At 68.2% G+C, this 16,864-nt stretch carries 21 protein-coding genes; 12 read left to right on the forward strand and 9 right to left on the reverse strand.

Annotated elements, in window-relative coordinates; translation table 11 throughout:
* Positions 1–264 precede the first annotated feature (264 nt).
* Positions 265–945, forward strand: a complete 681-nt coding sequence (locus tag AAFN89_RS13080; RefSeq protein ID WP_347539507.1) for an acetoacetate decarboxylase family protein — start codon at positions 265–267, stop codon at positions 943–945.
* 60 nt (positions 946–1,005) lie between these two features.
* On the forward strand, positions 1,006–1,194 hold the full coding sequence (locus tag AAFN89_RS13085) for a DUF3008 family protein (protein ID WP_347539508.1): 189 nt from the start codon (positions 1,006–1,008) through the stop codon (positions 1,192–1,194).
* 135 nt (positions 1,195–1,329) lie between these two features.
* On the opposite strand, the gene phaR is transcribed toward AAFN89_RS13085, so the two are convergent.
* Positions 1,330–1,926: a polyhydroxyalkanoate synthesis repressor PhaR gene (phaR, locus tag AAFN89_RS13090; RefSeq protein ID WP_347539509.1), complete on the reverse strand. Its 597-nt coding sequence runs from the start codon at positions 1,924–1,926 to the stop codon at positions 1,330–1,332.
* A gap of 435 nt (positions 1,927–2,361) precedes the next feature.
* Between phaR and AAFN89_RS13095 the strand changes: the two genes are divergently transcribed.
* The 8 genes from AAFN89_RS13095 to AAFN89_RS13130 all read left to right on the forward strand — a co-directional run bounded on the left by AAFN89_RS13095 (position 2,362) and on the right by AAFN89_RS13130 (position 9,545).
* Complete coding sequence (locus tag AAFN89_RS13095) at positions 2,362–3,615, forward strand: alpha/beta fold hydrolase (RefSeq protein WP_347539510.1); 1,254 nt, start codon at positions 2,362–2,364, stop codon at positions 3,613–3,615.
* 53 nt (positions 3,616–3,668) lie between these two features.
* Positions 3,669–4,844 (forward strand): acetyl-CoA C-acetyltransferase, encoded by a 1,176-nt coding sequence (locus AAFN89_RS13100; RefSeq protein WP_347539511.1) that lies wholly within the window; start codon positions 3,669–3,671, stop codon positions 4,842–4,844.
* A gap of 45 nt (positions 4,845–4,889) precedes the next feature.
* Positions 4,890–5,612: an acetoacetyl-CoA reductase gene (phbB, locus tag AAFN89_RS13105; protein WP_347539512.1), complete on the forward strand. Its 723-nt coding sequence runs from the start codon at positions 4,890–4,892 to the stop codon at positions 5,610–5,612.
* Between the two features lie 46 nt (positions 5,613–5,658).
* Positions 5,659–5,805, forward strand: coding sequence for a hypothetical protein (locus AAFN89_RS13110; RefSeq protein WP_347539513.1), 147 nt, complete (start codon positions 5,659–5,661; stop codon positions 5,803–5,805).
* 228 nt (positions 5,806–6,033) lie between these two features.
* The gene (locus AAFN89_RS13115) at positions 6,034–6,390 is read left to right on the forward strand and encodes a helix-turn-helix transcriptional regulator (RefSeq protein ID WP_347539514.1); all 357 of its coding nucleotides are present in this window, start codon (positions 6,034–6,036) and stop codon (positions 6,388–6,390) included.
* 29 nt (positions 6,391–6,419) lie between these two features.
* On the forward strand, positions 6,420–6,806 hold the full coding sequence (locus AAFN89_RS13120) for a carboxymuconolactone decarboxylase family protein (protein ID WP_347539515.1): 387 nt from the start codon (positions 6,420–6,422) through the stop codon (positions 6,804–6,806).
* The gene (locus AAFN89_RS13125; RefSeq protein ID WP_347539516.1) at positions 6,803–8,632 is read left to right on the forward strand and encodes an NUDIX domain-containing protein; all 1,830 of its coding nucleotides are present in this window, start codon (positions 6,803–6,805) and stop codon (positions 8,630–8,632) included. Before AAFN89_RS13120 ends, AAFN89_RS13125 begins: the two co-directional genes overlap by 4 nt.
* 10 nt (positions 8,633–8,642) lie before the next feature.
* Positions 8,643–9,545, forward strand: coding sequence for a DMT family transporter (locus AAFN89_RS13130; RefSeq protein ID WP_347539517.1), 903 nt, complete (start codon positions 8,643–8,645; stop codon positions 9,543–9,545).
* Between the two features lie 3 nt (positions 9,546–9,548).
* Here the strand turns inward: AAFN89_RS13130 and AAFN89_RS13135 are convergent, their stop codons facing one another.
* From AAFN89_RS13135 to AAFN89_RS13150, 4 genes are all read right to left on the reverse strand, one after another.
* Entirely contained in the window at positions 9,549–10,172 is a 624-nt protein-coding gene (locus AAFN89_RS13135) for a LysE family translocator (protein WP_347539518.1), read from the reverse strand.
* Between the two features lie 35 nt (positions 10,173–10,207).
* A complete protein-coding gene (locus AAFN89_RS13140; RefSeq protein WP_347539519.1) occupies positions 10,208–10,852 on the reverse strand; it encodes a LysE family translocator in 645 nt (214 codons plus the stop codon).
* A gap of 80 nt (positions 10,853–10,932) precedes the next feature.
* Positions 10,933–11,085, reverse strand: coding sequence for a hypothetical protein (locus tag AAFN89_RS13145; RefSeq protein WP_347539520.1), 153 nt, complete (start codon positions 11,083–11,085; stop codon positions 10,933–10,935).
* A 116-nt stretch (positions 11,086–11,201) separates the two neighbouring features.
* Entirely contained in the window at positions 11,202–12,389 is a 1,188-nt protein-coding gene (locus AAFN89_RS13150; RefSeq protein ID WP_347539521.1) for an ATP-binding protein, read from the reverse strand.
* Positions 12,390–12,481: 92 nt separating this feature from the next.
* On the opposite strand from AAFN89_RS13150, the gene AAFN89_RS13155 reads away from it, so the two are divergent.
* Together AAFN89_RS13155 and AAFN89_RS13160 are read left to right on the forward strand one after the other, a co-directional pair.
* Positions 12,482–13,243, forward strand: a complete 762-nt coding sequence (locus AAFN89_RS13155; RefSeq protein WP_347539522.1) for a class I SAM-dependent methyltransferase — start codon at positions 12,482–12,484, stop codon at positions 13,241–13,243.
* A 122-nt stretch (positions 13,244–13,365) separates the two neighbouring features.
* Entirely contained in the window at positions 13,366–13,668 is a 303-nt protein-coding gene (locus AAFN89_RS13160) for a hypothetical protein (protein ID WP_347539523.1), read from the forward strand.
* A 3-nt stretch (positions 13,669–13,671) separates the two neighbouring features.
* On the opposite strand, the gene AAFN89_RS13165 is transcribed toward AAFN89_RS13160, so the two are convergent.
* The 4 genes from AAFN89_RS13165 to gloB are packed head-to-tail and all read right to left on the reverse strand — an operon-like array spanning position 13,672 to position 16,777.
* A complete protein-coding gene (locus tag AAFN89_RS13165; RefSeq protein ID WP_347539524.1) occupies positions 13,672–14,472 on the reverse strand; it encodes an arylamine N-acetyltransferase in 801 nt (266 codons plus the stop codon).
* 12 nt (positions 14,473–14,484) lie between these two features.
* On the reverse strand, positions 14,485–15,378 hold the full coding sequence (locus AAFN89_RS13170; RefSeq protein ID WP_347539525.1) for a DMT family transporter: 894 nt from the start codon (positions 15,376–15,378) through the stop codon (positions 14,485–14,487).
* Positions 15,378–15,983: a glutathione S-transferase N-terminal domain-containing protein gene (locus AAFN89_RS13175; RefSeq protein WP_347539526.1), complete on the reverse strand. Its 606-nt coding sequence runs from the start codon at positions 15,981–15,983 to the stop codon at positions 15,378–15,380. The genes AAFN89_RS13170 and AAFN89_RS13175 overlap by 1 nt, the downstream gene beginning before the upstream one ends.
* Before the next feature lie 20 nt (positions 15,984–16,003).
* Positions 16,004–16,777, reverse strand: a complete 774-nt coding sequence (gene gloB / locus AAFN89_RS13180) for a hydroxyacylglutathione hydrolase (protein WP_347539527.1) — start codon at positions 16,775–16,777, stop codon at positions 16,004–16,006.
* Between the last annotated feature and the right edge of the window lie 87 nt (positions 16,778–16,864).

The raw sequence follows: 16,864 nt of genomic DNA on the forward strand, positions 1-16,864 counted from the left end.
AACGAACAGCGGCGCGATCCCTGGCGCCCCAGCCAGCTCATACCCTTTTTCGTAGCTCCGCCGACGGAACAAGCGTCCGACGGACGCTGTTTGTACCCGCATGGCCCAGCAAGGAGAGAATGGCGGAGACGGTCGGACCCATGCCGCGCGGGACGTCCGGCAGGGAGAGATTATCCTGCGTAGCCGGCGTCGGCGGGCGATTTTTATCGCCGGGCTGGCCGGGTTTGTTCTGCTCGCGCTTCTCGGCGTGGCTTTCGGTTGGCGATGACCGGGACGGACGCTCCTTTTCCGACCGAGGCGGAAAGCGCGACGTGGCCGCGCGGGGCCGATGGAACCCCCTATCCGCCGGCCCCCTGGCAGTTGCGCGGCGTGATGTATCTCTCGGTCTGGCCGGTCCCGGTGGCGGAGATCGCGGGCCGGTTGCCCGAGGGGATTGCGCCGGCCGTGCGGTTCGGTCGGGTACTGACGGGTACGGCCTGGGCGGCCTACGGGTCGGGCGGCATCCTCTCCTACAGCGAAATGCTTGCCGCCGTGCGGGTTCGCGCGAACGGCCGCCGCGGCGTCACCGTCACCGATATCAGGGTTGATAGTCCGGCGTCGCGCGTCGGCGGGCGGGCGCTTTGGGGAATTCCCAAGGAGCTGGCGGAATTCCAGGAGTTCCGGGGTGACGAATATCATGCGCGGGCGGAGATCGAGGGCCGGACCTACGCCGCGCTCCAGTTCGCTCCCCTGTTCAAGCTTCCGGGGCGGTGGCGCTTCCGGCTGATGACGGCGCAGGCAGGTGAGGACGGACCGATCCTCACCGACATGCGGGCCCGGGCGCGGATCGAGGTCGGTCGCGCGCGCTGGCGGTTCGCGGCGGACGGCCCGCTGAGGTTCCTCACGGGGCTGCAGCCCTTGTTCAGCGTCCGGCTGTCGCGGCTGTCGATGGAGTTCGGGATCTAAGGAACCGCCGCGCCCGGACGCTGTTCTTGGATCAGAACCCGGTCACAAGGAGGTTTCCCGATGCCCGCCAAATCCAAATCCCAGCAGAAGGCCGCCGGCGCGGCCCTCGCCGCCAAGCGCGGCGACGAGAAGGTCAGCGACCTGAAGGGCCCTTCGAAATCGATGTACAAATCGATGAGCGAGAAGGAGTTGGACAAGATGGCCTCGACCAAACGGAAGGGCAAGCCGGAGCACGATTCGAAGAAGTAGCGGGCGGCGACCGTCCGCGCCGGCATCCTTCGGGCTCAGTCGTCATGCTGGGCTTGATCTTGTGCCGCCGGTGAAGCCGCGGCGGCCTATGGATTTCGGATCAAGTCCGGAATGACGAATGCGGGGAAAGCTGACTCAGTTCTTTTTCGCGCCCGTCCCCATTCCCGCCATGGCGGCCATCTGGCGCTGGAGGTCTTCCAGCTTGCGTTGCAACGCCTCCAGATCGCCGGGCGCGCCGGAGGCGGCGGGGTTCTTCGTCTCGCCGTTGGGGAGGGGGGTGAACATCTTCATGGCGTTCTCCATCATCGCCATATTCTGCTTGCCCATCTCCTCCAGCGCGTTGAACGGGAACATGCCCGACATCGTCTCCTGGAAATACCGCCGCATCTGGTCCTGGTTCTGGGCGAAGGTCTCCATCGAATGATCCAGATATTGCGGGACCATCCACTGCATGCTGTCGCCATAGAGGCTGATGAGCTGCCGGAGGAAGCCGATCGGCAGCATGTTCTGCCCCTTGGCCTCCTCTTCCACGATGATCTGGGTCAAGACGGAGCGGGTGATGTCGTCGCCGGACTTGGCGTCGTAGACCACGAACTCCGTCCCCTCCTTCACCATATGGCACAGATGATCCAGCGTCACATAGCTGCTGGTCGCCGTGTTGTAGAGTCGCCGGTTCGCGTATTTCTTGATGGTGATCGGCGACGGCTTCTCGCCGGACTGTGATGTGCTCATCGGAACGGTTCATCTCCCGAGGCAGAAAGGCGTGGGCGGCGAACAAGCAGTGATGATGCACTGCCACCAAGCCCTGATAGTGGTACGCGTCCCGGCGATGGGTGGCAAGGATTCGTCTTATCGGCGTTTAGCGGAAAGGGAATTTCCCGCGGGGCGGTGACAGTCGCGCCGGTGCAGGCTAGGCTTCGTCCCGGCCGTGCCGCTATAGTGCGGCCATGGCTGCGAAACCGCCCGACGCCGAACCGCCCGATCTCGATTCTCTCGCCCAACGCTATCTGGAGCTGTGGCAGGACCAATGGACGGCGCTTCTGTCCGACCCGCGATCCGCCGACGCGTTCGGCCGGCTGGCGGGGCTGTTCTCCGAAGCCGCCGCGCCGTGGATGGCGGCTCCCTTCACCGCCCCGATCTTCGCCGGGGCCGGATCGGAAGAGGCCGATGAAAAGGCAGGGCCCCAGGCCGCTCGGCCTTCACCTGACCGCGGCGCAGGCGACGTGGACGACATCGCTCGCCGCGTTGCCGCTCTTGAGGAGCGGCTTGCCGCCCTGGAAACCGGACGGAAGGCTGAGCGACCTCGCCCCAAGCCTCGCGGCGGCCGATCCGGCGGATCTGGCCCAGGCGGTCGAAAGGGCGGTCCGAAGGCGAAGTGACGCCTTCCTGACGGGGCTGGAGCGGTACCGCGCCCACCCTTATCGGCGTGCCCTGGACGACCCGCCCGTGCTGTGGCGGGAAGGCGGGAGCCGCCTGCTGGATTACGGCCCGCCCGACGGAAGGCCGGTGCTGTTCGTGCCGTCCCTGATCAATCGCGGTTACATACTGGACCTTTCGCAACCGCGCAGCCTGCTGCGGTTCCTCTCCAGGCGCGGCCTGCGGCCGATGCTGCTGGATTGGGGGGAGCCGGGGACGGAGGAGCAGCGCTTCGACCTCACCGACTATGTCGCCGGGCGGCTGGACCGCGCGCTGGATCAGGCGGTCGCCGAAACGGGCGGGCCGGTTCCGGTGGCCGGATATTGCATGGGCGGGACGCTGGCCGTCGCGCTCGCCCAAAGGCGGCCGCGGGAGGTGTCGGTGCTGGCCCTGATGGCCGCGCCCTGGGATTTCCACGCGGCGGGGGAGGGCGCGGCCCGGCGGCTGGCGGCGCTCGCCGCGCCATGGCGGCCCTTCCTCTCCGCCTGGGGTTCGCTGCCGGTGGACGCCCTCCAGGCGCTGTTCCTGTCGCTCGACCCGCTACTGGCGGCGCGGAAATTCGCCCGTTTCGCCGCCATGGACCCGGAATCGGAAGCGGCGGAATCCTTCGTCGCGCTGGAGGATTGGCTGAATGACGGCATGGCGCTGGCCGCGCCGGTCGCTGAGGAATGCCTGGTCGACTGGTATGGCGGCAATACGCCGGCCATGGGCGACTGGCGGATCGCCGGAGAGCCGGTGCTGCCCGGCCGCGTCGGCTGCCCCAGCCTCCATCTGATCCCGGCGCGCGACCGCATCGTGCCGCCGGAAAGCGCCCGCGCCCTGGCCGAGGCGATGGCGGGGTCGGAGATTCTGGCTCCGCCGCTCGGCCATATCGGCATGGTCGTCTCCGCCGCGGCCCGCGAGGCTGTCTGGGAGCCGCTGGCGGCGTGGTTGTCGGGGGGCCGGGACAAATCGGAGCGGCCGGTTGCGCCCCGCCGTCGGCGTGCCGTATCGTCCGAAGGTTAAATCCTTTCCCGGCCCTCGCGGTCGGTCCCGCACATTCCTGGGAGCATGAGCAGATGACCGATGTCGTAATCGTGGGCGCCGCCCGGACGCCCGTCGGCGCCTTCAACGGCGGGCTGGGGACGGTGCCGGCCCATGATCTGGGGACGGTCGCCATCAAGGCCGCGCTGGAACGGGCGGGCGTCGCCGCCGACGAGGTCGACGAGGTCATACTGGGCCAGGTGCTGACCGCCGCCGCCGGGCAGAATCCCGCCCGTCAGGCGGCGATCGCCGCCGGCATCCCGAAGGAGCGCACCGCCTACGGCATCAACCAAGTCTGCGGGTCGGGCCTGCGCGCCGTGGCGTTGGCCAGCCAGGCGATAAAGACCGGCGACAGCGCGATCGTCGTGGCGGGCGGGCAGGAGAGCATGAGCCTGTCGCCCCACGCCATCCATCTGCGCGCGGGCGTCAAGATGGGCGACCCGAAGATGATCGATACCATGATCCGCGACGGCCTGTGGGACGCCTTCAACGGCTATCACATGGGCAATACGGCGGAGAATGTGGCCCAGCGCTGGCAGATCACGCGGGAGGACCAGGACGCCTTCGCGCTGGCCTCCCAACAGAAGGCCGCCGCCGCCCAGAAGGCCGGCCGCTTCAAGGACGAAATCGCCCCCGTGACGGTGAAGGGCCGCAAGGGCGACACGATCGTCGACGCCGACGAATATCCCAAGCCCGACACCACGGCGGAAGGGCTGGCGAAGCTGCGCCCGGCCTTCGACAAGGAAGGCACGGTGACCGCTGGCAACGCTTCGGGCCTCAACGATGGCGGCGCGGCGCTGGTGCTCATGAGCGCCGACGATGCGGGCCGGCGCGGCCTCAAGCCGCTGGCGCGGATCGCGTCATGGGCGACGGCCGGCGTCGATCCGGCGGTCATGGGGTCGGGGCCGATCCCGGCCTCCCGCCGGGCGCTGGAGAAGGCGGGCTGGTCGGTCGAGGACCTGGACCTGATCGAGGCCAACGAGGCCTTCGCCGCCCAGGCCTGCGCCGTCAACAAGGAGCTGGGCTGGGATCCGGCAAGGGTGAACGTCAATGGCGGGGCGATCGCCATCGGCCATCCGATCGGCGCGTCGGGCGCCCGCGTGCTGATCACGCTGCTGCATGAGATGGGCCGCCGGTCGGCCAAGAAGGGGCTCGCCACGCTGTGCATCGGCGGCGGCATGGGCATCGCGCTCTGCGTCGAGGCCGCCTGACGGCGTTTCAAAAGGGAAGAACAACAACCGACAGGGAGAAATGCGATGGCGCGGACAGCTTTGGTCACCGGGGGCACCAGGGGCATCGGCGAGGCGGTCTGCGTCGCGCTGAAGGAGGCCGGCTACACTGTCGCCGCCAACTATGGCGGCAATGACGAGCGGGCGCGGGAATTCACCCAGCGCACCGGAATCCCGGCCTATAAATGGGACGTGTCCGATTTCGACGCCTGCCAGGAAGGAGTCCGGAAGGTCGAGGCCGATCTGGGGCCGGTCGAGGTTGTGGTCAACAATGCCGGCATCACCCGCGACGGCACCATGCACCGGATGAACGCGAAATCCTGGCAGGAGGTGATCGACACCAATCTCGGCTCCTGCTTCAACATGTGCCGGGTGGTGATCGACGGGATGCGCGACCGGAATTTCGGCCGCATCGTCAATATCGGCTCGATCAACGGCCAGGCCGGCCAGTACGGGCAGGTGAACTACGCGGCGGCCAAATCCGGCATCCACGGCTTCACCAAGGCGCTGGCGCAGGAGGGTGCGGCCAAGGGCATCACCGTCAACGCCATCGCGCCGGGCTATATCGACACCGACATGGTCCGCGCCGTGCCGAAGGAGGTGCTGGAGAAGATCGTCGCCCGCGTGCCGGTCGGCCGGCTGGGCCAGGCGTCGGAGATCGCGCGCGGCGTCGTCTTCCTGGTCGCCGACGAAGCCGGCTTCGTCACCGGCTCCACCCTCTCCATCAATGGCGGCCAGCATATGTATTGAGTATGAATGGGGCGGGCGCGGTCCCGGCAGCCGGCACACCGTATGGATGCTGGATCAAGTCCAGCATGACCTTGTTTTTGTTGGTCATTCCGGACTTGATCCGGAATCCATAGGCCTTCGCCGCTTCACCGGCGGCGAAGTCCGGCGCATGATGGACTTTGATGTTCCAGATGGTTCGACGGGCTCACCATGAGGGGAAGGCGGGGTGTATTGAGCAGAGCAACAGCTTGACCGCTTATCCCAGAAGTAGGATATAGAAGAGGTGGCGCGGCCGGCGCGTCCCGGCGAAAGGCCGCTCGATTGGGTGGGGTCCTCCACGCCTTCCAGAAGAAATCGCCGAAGGGCGTCAGGACCGCCCGTACAGATGTGGATGTCGTCGAAAGAAGGCTGAAGCTGGCTCGGCAGGATTATGAGGTCCGATATGGCAGATCGAAAGACTCCCGCCCCGGCGGATGAGGAGACCGCGATCGTCAGGGGCACAGGCAATGTGTTCGCCGATCTCGGCTACGCGGATGCGGAAGAGCGGCAGACGAAGCTGCGGCTGGCGCATACGATCAACGGGATCATCACTCGCCGTCGCCTGACACAGGTTTCGGCGGCTGCTCTCCTGGGCGTGAACCAGCCGAAGGTTTCGGCTTTGGCCAACTACCGGCTCGAAGGCTTTTCCGTCGAACGGCTGATGACGTTCCTGACGGCGCTCGACCGGGACATAGAGATCGTCATCCGGAAGAAGCCCCGCTCGCGGGCGGCGGCGCGCATTTCCGTGGTCGCCGCGTGATCGAACCCTTTCCGGGAATGCGAGGAAACATGGCGCTGATCGAGTATGAGGATGCGACGCCGGAGGTGCGGGCGGTCTATGACGACATCATGGCTGTCCGCCAGACCGACTGGATCAACAATTTCTGGAAGGCGCTGGCGAACGATCCGGAGAGCCTGCGACGGACCTGGGAGAACCTGAGGACGGTGATGGAGCCGGGCGCGCTGGATCCCGTGGTCAAGGAGATGGTCTATCTCGCCGTCAGCGTGACCAATGGCTGTGAATATTGCGTCGCGTCCCACACCGCCGGGGCGCGGAAAGCCGGCATGACCGACGCCATGTTCGGCGAGCTGATGGCGGTGACCGGAATGGCGAACCAGACCAATCGCCTGGCCGTCGGATACCGGATCCCCGTGGACGATCGCTTCAAGGAATGACCGGCGACGGCCGCGAATATCCCGCCGCCGTCAGGGTTGGGGTGGGCGTCGTCGTGTGGCGCGGCGACCGGGTCCTGCTGGTGCGGCGCGGCCGTGCGCCCCGCGCCGGCGAATGGGGCCTGCCCGGCGGCGGCCAGGAGGTCGGGGAGACGGTGTTCGAGGCGGCGGAGCGCGAGGTGGCGGAGGAGACCGGCATCCGCGTCGCCCCTACCGGCATCGTCACCGTCGTCGACAGCATCACGCCCGACGAGGCGGGGCGGACGCAATATCACTACACGCTGGTCGAGGTGGCGGCGGAGTGGCAGTCGGGAGAGCCCCTGGCCGCCGACGATGCGGAGGATGTCCGCTGGGCCGCGCTGGACGAGCTGGACGGGCTGGTCGCCTGGGAGGAGACTCGCCGGGTGATCCGCCTGTCCGCCTCCACCCGCCCACCGACCCCGCCCAGGCTGCGGGCGCGGCCGGACGTGGGGCGGCTGATGCGCAGCCCGCTCGGCTCGCTCATCGCGCGGCCCTGGTTGGACGATGTGACGCTGCGGCTGCTGGCGGACTGGATGCTGCCCATGTCGCGCGCCTGGGCAGCGGCACAAATCGCCGGCGGCGACATCGACCGGTTCTGCGCCGAGGTCCCGGTCGATCCGGCGAAGGTCACCCGGTCCAACTGGCTCTCCCGCAGCCTGGAGGAGGTCGATCGCGCCGCCGCCCGCGCCGACGGGGCGGAGGAACGGTGGCGCGGCGCGCTGTTCGGCCGGCGACCATACGACCCCGCCGACATGGTGAGGGCGGAGGAGGAGCGGCTGGACGCCGCCCACGCGCTGGCGATGACCCGCCTGCGCTTCGCCTATTTCGCCCGTGCCCACCGGCTAGCCGCCTGCCGCTGGGAGATCCCGACGGAGGCGGAGGTCGCCGCCCGGCACGGCGCGCGGCTGGCCGATCCCGCCCACGCCTATGCGCTGGCGGAGCCGGGACCGGCGGTGACGGAGAGCCGGCGGGTGGCGAGCGATCTCGGCATCGAATACTGGCTGCGCTTCCGCTGCCCGGAGCCCGACATGGGCGGCGAATGCTGGGCGAGGGTGTTCGAGCCCGCCGGGATCGCCGATCCGCCCACCGTGATCTACCTCCACGGCATCTGCATCGAGGCCGATCATGTGCGGGGGCCGCTGCGCGAGGTGGAATCGCTCTGCCGGCGCGGTATCCGCGTGATCGCCGTCGAGGCGCCGTGGCACGGCCGCCGCCGGCCGAAGGGCCGCTATGGCGGGGAGATGCTGGTGGCGCGGACGCCGCTGGGCGTGCTGGACCATTTCTCCGCCCATGTGCGGGAGGCCGGCATCCTGACCCGCTGGGCGCGGCGGACCTCGCGCGGGGCGGTCGGCTGGAGCGGGATCAGCATGGGCGCGTTTGCCAGCCAGCTCGCCGCCGTCCATGCCGGCTGCTGGCCGGAGGAGGCACGGGCGGACGCGCTGCTGCTTTTCACCACCTCGGAAGGCATCCAGGACATCGCGTTGACAGGGGCGTTCGCCAAGGCGTTCGGCGTCGACCGGGTGCTGCTGGAGAATGGCTGGACGGCGGAGAAGCTGGCCCGCTGGCGTCCTTTGACCGATCCGACGGGCGATCCCGCGATGGGGGCGGAGAACGTGTTCATGGTGCTGGGCTCCGTCGACACCATTGCGCCCTTCGAACAGGGGATGGGCATCGCCCGGCGCTGGCGCGTGCCGGAGAATCAGGTTTATGTGCGTCCCCAGGGCCATTTCTCGGTGCCCGCCGGCCTCCTGGCCGACGAGGCGCCGGTGGAAGCCTTCGCCGCCCATCTCCAGCGCCTGAACAGATGACGACCCGCCGATGACCGACGCCGCGCTCCAGGCCTCCCTCGCCGACACGAGGCGCGCGACCCTCATCGGCGGCACGGCCGTACTGATGTGGGCGACGCTGGCGCTGCTGACGACGCTGACGGGCGCGGTGCCGCCCTTCCAGCTTGTCGCCATGGCCTTCGCGCAGGCCTTCCTGATCGGGCTCCTCTGGCCGCTGTCGCAGGGCCGGTCGCCGGTTGCGCCGCTCCGCCAGGGGCCGCTGGTGTGGCTGCTGGGCGTCGGCGGCCTGTTTGGCTTCCATTTCCTGTTCTTCGTGGCGGTGAAGTTCGCCCCGCCGGTCGAGGCCAGCCTGATCAACTACACCTGGCCGCTGCTGATCGTGCTGTTCTCGGCTCTCTTGCCGGGGGAGAGGCTGCGCTGGTGGCATGTCGCCGGCGCGGCGATGGGGCTGGCCGGCGCGGCGCTGCTGATCGCCAGGGATGGCGGGGTGACCCTCAGCGGCGATCATGCGCTGGGCTATATGGCGGCGATCGGCTCGGCGCTCATCTGGTCGGGCTATTCCGTCCTCAGCCGCCGGGTCGGGGACGTGCCGACCGACGCGGTCGGCGGCTTCTGCGGCGCGACCGCGCTGCTGGCGCTCGCCTGCCATCTGGCGCTGGAGACTACGGTCTGGCCGGACGCGACCGGCTGGCTCGCAATCCTGGGCCTCGGGCTGGGTCCCGTGGGACTCGCCTTCTTCACCTGGGACCATGGGGTGAAGCGGGGGGACATCCGGGCGCTGGGGGCGTTCGCCTACTCCGCCCCGCTGCTCTCCACCCTGCTGCTGATCGGTTTCGGCCAGGGCGACTTCACGCCCGCCGTGGGGGTCGCCTGCATCCTGATCGTCGGCGGCGCGATCCTGGCCGCGCGGGACATGTTCGCGAGGCGGGGGTAGGGCTCAGGTGCGGGAGGTCAGCAGCTTCAGCCCGGCGAAGGTGAAGAAGACGCCAAGCGCCGCCTCGATGCCCCGGCGCGCCCGCAGATAAAGGACGACGACCCGGTCGGTCGAAAAGGCCATCGCATAGAGGACGTGCCCTACGATGGACAGGACCGTCGTGCCGACGACGATGACCATGGCGACCGATGCCGGCGCGGACGCGCCAAGCCCCAGCGACATGACCGCGATCCAGGACAGCGCCGCCTTCGGGTTCGTCATCTGGATCGTCAGCCCGCGCATGAAGAAGCGGAGCGGCCGCCCGGCCTGTAGTTCCGGGCCTTCCGGCGGCGCGGCCGACGCCGCCGACCGGAACGCCTTGAACGCGAGCCAGAGGAGATAGAGTCCGCCCGCGATCTTGATGACCGCCAGGACAGATGCGTAGGCGGAGAGGAGCGCGGTGAGCCCTATCGCCGTCAGCGTCGCCCACAGGAACGAGCCGAGGGAGATGCCGAGCGCCAGGGCGATGCCCGCCTTCCGGCTCACGCTCATCGACGTTCCGATGACCGACAGGATGTTCGGACCGGGACTGAGCAGTCCGACCGCGACGGCCGCGTATGCCAGGCCGATATGCGAAAGTTGATCCATCCGAGGCGTCTCCTTTTCGGGTCGAAATGCGCCTGTCAGACCCTGAACGCCAGCAGGCGCAGGGCGGCCCCACCGAAGAACAGCGCCATCGTCCCCTCGATCCAGCGCCGGGCGCTCTGGTAGAGGCGGACGGCGCGCCGGGTCGAGAACAGGATCGCATAGCCGCAGCAGATCGACGTTCCCAGCACGCCGCAGCCCACGAGGATGGCGGGCAGGATGTAGGCGGGACTGTCCGGCTTCAGGCCGATCGCCATGATGGCGATCCAGGCGAGAACGGCCTTGGGGTTCGCCAGATGCAGCATCAACCCGCGGCGGTAGAGCGCGCCGTTGCTCTCCCGGGCGGGGGCGGCCTCGCCCTCCGGCGTCGGGCTATCCGGCCGCAATGCCGATCGTATCGCCTTGAAGGCGAGGAAGAGAAGATAGAGCCCGCCCGCCACCTTGATGATCTGGAGCGCCGAGGCATAGCTGGCGAGGAGGGTGGACAGGCCGAGCGCCGCCGAGGACGCCCAGAAGACCGACCCGGTCATCACCCCCGCGGCCAGCGTCAGCGCCGGAACCCTGCCCTGCCTCATGGCCACGCCCATGATCGCCAGGACGCTGGGGCCGGGGCTCGCCACCGCCACCACATAGGCGGCGTAGACGATGAGAAGCTGATGAAGGCCGTCGCCGGGGATGCTCATGAGGGGAACCGCAGGGTTGGAAGGACCGCCGCCAGCTTAGGAGACGCTTCCGCCGCCGTCGATCCGAAATGGCGACGGGATCATGCTCGCCTTTCCTCGCCTCCCAACGCCGTCATGCCGGACGAGACCGCGCCCGGTCCTTCTCCGGCGGTGAGGCGGAAACGACTCATGGATTCCGGATCAAGTCCGGAATGACCAACAAAAACAATGTCATGCTGGACCTGATCCAGCATCCATACGGTGTCGATGGCCGCCAGGACGGTGCCTCCTCCTTCGCCCCCGGTGAAACGGCAAGGTCCCATGGATTCCGGATCAAGTCCGGAATGACCAACCAAGCAAACAATAGGCCTCACCTCGCCAGCCTTTCCTCGGGGAAGCGTATGGTGACGGTCGTGCCGCGGCCGATCTCGCTTGCTATGTCGACCGTGCCCTGATGCATGGCGACGAGCTTGTTGACCAGCGGCAGGCCGAGGCCGGTGCCGTCATGGCGGCGGGTGAAGGAATTCTCCACCTGGCCGAAGGGCTGCATCGCCAACGCCACATGGTCGCGGCTCATCCCGATGCCGGTGTCCCTGACCGCGACCTCCATGCCGCCATCCGGCGCGGGGCGGGCGGAAACGGCGATCTCGCCGCCTTCGGGCGTGAATTTGAGGGCGTTCGACAGGAGATTCAGCGCGATCTGCTTCAGCCGCAGCTTGTCGGCATTGAGCGGCGGCATGCCGTCCTGTGCCTCCAGCGCGATACGGATGCGCTTCTCCAGCGCGCGCTCCCTGACAAGCGCCAGGCAATCCCGCAGCATCGCCGCAACGTCGACCGGCGACGGCGACAGGTCCAGCCTTCCGGCCTCGATCTTCGAAAGGTCCAGTATGTCGTTGATGATCGCCAGCAGGTAATGGCCGGAGCCCAGCACGTCGGCCAGATAGTCGCGCTGCCTGGCGTCCATCGGCCCGAACATCTCCGCATGGAGCGCTTCGGTGAAGCCGATGATGGCGTTGAGCGGCGTGCGCAGCTCATGGCTCATATTGGCCAGGAACTCCGATTTCGAGCGGTTGGCTTCCTCGGCCGCATTTCTTGCCTGGGTGATGGCCTCTTCGGTCCGCTTGCGGTCGGTGATGTCGCGCAGCCGCGCGGTGAAGAACTGCTCCCCGTCCAGCACGAAGGCGCCGATCGCCAACTCCACGGGGAATTCAGACCCGTCCGCCCGGCTGGCGGAGACCTCTATCCGCCGATCGAGCATGGCGCTCTGGCCGGTCGCGAGGTAGTTGGCCAGGCCGTGCCTGTGAGCCTCCCGGTACCGCGCCGGGATGATCAGGTCGGCGATGGCGCGGCCGATGGCCCGTTCGGGCGGATAGCCGAACATGCGCTCGGCCGTCTGGTTCAGGTCGACGACCAGCCCGCCGCTGTCGATCGTTATGACCGCGTCCGGGGCGGCGTCCAGGATCGCCCGCAGCCGCTCCTCGGTCTTGCGCAGGATGCCTTCCGGCGGCGAGCCGGCCGCCGATGGCCGGGCGTCGATTCCGGTCCGGAGCTTGGTCATCGGTCCTCGATGGGATGCGGCGGGCATGTCATGCTGTTCGGGCAATACAGGTAATCCTAATTTACCGACCCAATCCTTAACGTTGGTTACCCATGAACGATGCATCGAAGGCGCGGCCGATGGCCCAGAACATCTATGACTCCCCGGAGTTCTTCGAGAATTACAGCCGTCTGGGCCGCTCGGTCGAAGGGCTGGAGGGGGCGGCGGAATGGCCGTCTCTGCGGGCGCTGATTCCGGATCTGCGCGGTCTGAAGGTTCTCGACCTCGGTTGCGGGTTCGGCTGGTTCTGCCGCTGGGCGGCGGGGCAGGGAGCGGCCCATGTGCTGGGACTGGATCTGTCGGAGAAGATGCTGACGCGGGCCCGGGCGGAGACGCCCGATACCGCCATCGCCTATGAGCGGGCGGATCTGGACCGGCTGGAACTGCCCGAGGCCCCGTTCGACTTCGCCTACAGCTCGCTGGCACTGCACTATGTCGCCGATGCGGGGCGTCTCTTGGGCCAGGTGCGCCGCGCCCTCCGGCCGGGGTCGGAGATGGTGTTCTCCGTCGAACATCCGATCTTCATGGCGTCGGCCCGCCCGGGATGGTCGGTAGACGAGGCCGGGAACCGGGCCTGGCCGCTCAACGGCTACAGCGTCGAAGGACCGCGCACCACCGACTGGCTGGCCCCGGGCGTGGTCAAGCACCACCGGACCATCGGAACCTGGCTCAACCTGCTGATCGGGCTGGGTTTCGAGATCCGCCATGTCGAGGAATGGTCGCCGACGGACGAGCAGCTCGCGGCCCACCCCGAATGGGCGGAGGAGCGCGACCGGCCGATGTTCCTGCTGATCGCGGCGCGGCTGAAGGACTGATCCGGGCATTGCGCCGACGGGGAATGTCGACGCTTCCGGCTGACGCCGTATGGGTAATGGATCAGGTCCGGTATGACATTCATACTTGTCCGTCGTTCTGGTCGAGCGAGGAGGGCAGGATCATGAAACGGACGATGTTCGGATGGCTGGCCGGCCTGACGGTGATGGCGATGGCCGCGCCGGCGGCGGCCCAGGCCACGGATTCGACCAACCAGTCCCCTCAGGCCGAGGTGGATTCCATCCTGGGCGGCATGGGGAGCGACACTGCGTCCTGCGTGCCGACGGAGGAGGAGAAGGAGCAGGCGCGGCAGGAGCTTGAGCCCGAATATGTCCAGCGCGTGCAGTCCAACGGGCAGGCGAGCGCCGATGCCTGGCTGAACGAGCAGGTGATGGCGCTGTTCGAGCGCCAGTGCCCGGGCCAGTAGTCGTCAGGCGATACTGTCGAGCCTGGCGCGAAGGTCCGCGACCGGCGGGGGCGTGATCAGGAAGTCGCGGTCCAGCGTCTCGATGATCTCGTCGGCGCTTTCCAGCCGCCGCCGCTCCGTCCGGCCGTCCATATGATGGGTGGCGAAATCGCGGCCGCGCAGCGCCAGACGCCTGCCTTCGACAGCCCGCGCCGCGACAAGGCCGGTCACGAAATGCGATGAGGGGCTGGTCGACAGGAAATAGTTGGCGGCGGCGTAGTCGACTGGATACTGCCGCTGCAAATCGAACCGATAGAGCGCCTTCCATTCCTTCCCGATCCTGGCGTGGAGACGCCAGTCGCCGTCATGGGGGATCAGGCGGTACGGCTCGTGCGGCGTCTCCTGCTCCATCCCTTCCTCAAGCAGCAGCGGCCCGGTGGGCGTGTTGCCGCCGAAGCCGACATCGGCCAGATGGGTGCGGCCTTCCAGTTCGACGCGCAGCAGCATATGGCTGCGCGGGGTGATGGCGTCCTCCGGCCCGTTCCACAGGACCCGCGCCGCCAGCCCCGATGCCCGGAACCCCAGCGCCTCCAGCGCCAGCGCGAAAAGGGCGTTCTGTTCGAAGCAATAGCCGCCGCGCCGGTTCCGAACCAGCTTCTCCTCCAGCGCCACGGGGTCGAGATCGACCGGCAGGCCCAGGAAGGGGTTCAGGTTCTCGAACGGGATGGACGCCACATGCCGCGCGACGAGCGCCGACAGCGTCTCCGGCGTCGGGTCCACCGCGCCGGTCCAGCCGATCCGGCGCAGATAGGCGTCGATATCCATGGATGCCTCCCGTCAGGGGCGCGCCCTCTCCTCCGCCCGGCTCTCCCGCCACAGCAGGTAGAGGCCGCTGGCGATGACGATCGCGGCGCCCGTCATGGTGAAGAAATGCGGCCGGTCGCCGAACAGCAGATAGCCCAGCACGACCGCCCATATCATCTGCGTGTACTGGAAGGGGGTGACGGCGGCGACCGGCGCCTCGCGGAACGCCGCCACCAGGAAGATCTGCGCGCTGCCGGCGAACAGGCCGGCCAGGCACATGGTGGCGAGGTGGGGCAGGGTCGGCGTCGTCCACACCGCCGCCATCACAGGGCCGGTGACGATCAGCGTGCTGACCAGAAGGATGATCAGCAGCGCGCCGATATTCTCCCCCCGCCCCATCCGGCGCAGGACGATGTTGGACGCCGCGAACAGGGTCGTCGCGATCAGTGCGCAGACATGGCCGAAGCTGATTTCCTGGAAGCCCGGCCGCAGCATGACCAGAACGCCGAGGAAGCCGACGAAGACGGCCGCCCAGCGGTGCCAGCCCACGCTCTCCTTCAGGAACAGGACCGACATCACCGTGACGATCAGGGGGCCGGAGAAGATGATGGCGTAGCCTTCCGTCAGCGGCAGGAAGGAAAAGCCCAGCACGGTGAAGATCGCGGTCCCGGTGACGAGGAAGCTGCGCAGCCAGACGAGGCCGGGATAGCGCGGCTTCACCGTCGCCAGCCCGCCGCTCGCCATCACGAAGGCGCCGACCGGCAGGAAGGCGGTGACGGTGGAGAAGAACAGGATCTGGAAGATCGAATAATCGGCGCTCAGCCACTTCACGGTGGCGTCGCTGGCCGAAAACAGGCCGAAAGTCAGGACGGCGAAGCCGATCCCGCGCAACACGCGGTCGCCGATCGGCTCCGCCGCCATGGTCATCAGGCCACGGCCGTCTCTGTCATGGACGGGCGAGCATTGAAGGTCTCGAACCATCCGGCGAGGGCTGGACGCCCGTCGCGCCAATTGTCCTGGCTCCAGCGCAGGTCGAGGTAGCCTAGAGCGACCGCCACGGCCAGCGTGCCGATGGTCGGTTCGCCCTCCAGATCGGCCGCTTCCTTCTCCAGCACGTCGCAGGCGCGGGCGATCGCGGTCTTCTGGCGCTTCTGCCAGTCGGCCGATTGCTGGGCTTCCGGCCGTCTCGTGTCCAGAAGCCGGGAGATCGCGGCGTCGGCGATGCCGTCGCCGATCGCCTGGAGGCGCAGCGCCTTCCAACGCGCCGGCCCCTCGGCGGGGAAGAAGCGGCGGCCGCCATGCTGGCCGTCCAGATATTCGCAGATGACCGGGCTGTCGAAGAGCGCGCTCTCCAGCCCGCCGCCGACCAGCGCCGGGATCTTGCCCAGCGGGTTGGTATCGCCCAGGTCGGTGTCGGCCGCCCAGGGGTCGGTCTTCTGGAACTCGATCCGGTCGCGCAGGCCGGTCTCGACGGCGAGCGCGAGGCTCTTGCGGACATAGGGGGAGGTGAGGCTGCCGCGCAGCGTGTACATGGGCGTGGGGTCCTTATGGTTCAGGGTCGGAAACTGTCCTTGCGGGAACGAAGTTCCGCGAAGGCGGCGACGGGGTCGCCCTCATGGCCCAGCGACCGGGCTAGATCCGGATCGTCGGCGCGCAGGAACGGGTTGGTTTTCTTCTCCACCCCCAGCTTCGAGGGCACGGTCGGCCGGCCCGCCGCGCGCAGCCGGTCGATCTCCGCCGCGCGGGCCTGGAGGTCGGGATTGTCCGGATCGACGGTGAGCGCGAATCGCGCGTTGGCTTGCGTATACTCATGGCCGCAGTAGACATTCGTGCCGTCCGGCAGGGCGCGCAGCCGGCGGAGGCTTTCCCACATCTGGGCGGGCGTGCCTTCCATGAGGCGGCCGCAGCCCAGCGCGAACAGCGTGTCGGCGCAGAACAGCGCGCCGGCCTCCCCGAACCAGAGGGAGATATGGCCGCTGGTATGGCCCGGCGTCTCGATCACCCGCGCCTCATGCTTGCCGACGGCGATCCTGTCGCCTTCGGCCAGCGGCAAATCCAGCCCCTCGATCCGGTGGGCGTCGGCCTTCGGCCCGGCGATACGCGCGCCATAGCGGCGCTTCAGCGCGCTATTGCCGCCGGTATGGTCGGCATGGTGGTGGGTGTTGATGATGAGGTCGAGCGTCCAGCCCCGCTCCTCCAGCGCCGCCTCGACGGGCGCGGCCTCGCCTGGATCGACCACGGCGACCGCGCCGGTCCCGCCATCGCGCAGCAGGTAGACGTAATTGTCGCTGAGCGCGGGAAGGACGATCGTCTCAAGCGCGGCCATCGGTCGTTCGACTCACCTTCTAGTGCGATGGAACCAGCTCCGACCATGCCAAGCCGCCCGGAACCCGGCAAGAGGGCACTTGAACAT

The sequence above is a fragment of the Inquilinus sp. CAU 1745 genome (genome assembly GCF_039839375.1).
Classification (GTDB): Bacteria; Pseudomonadota; Alphaproteobacteria; order DSM-16000; family Inquilinaceae; genus JBDOQU01.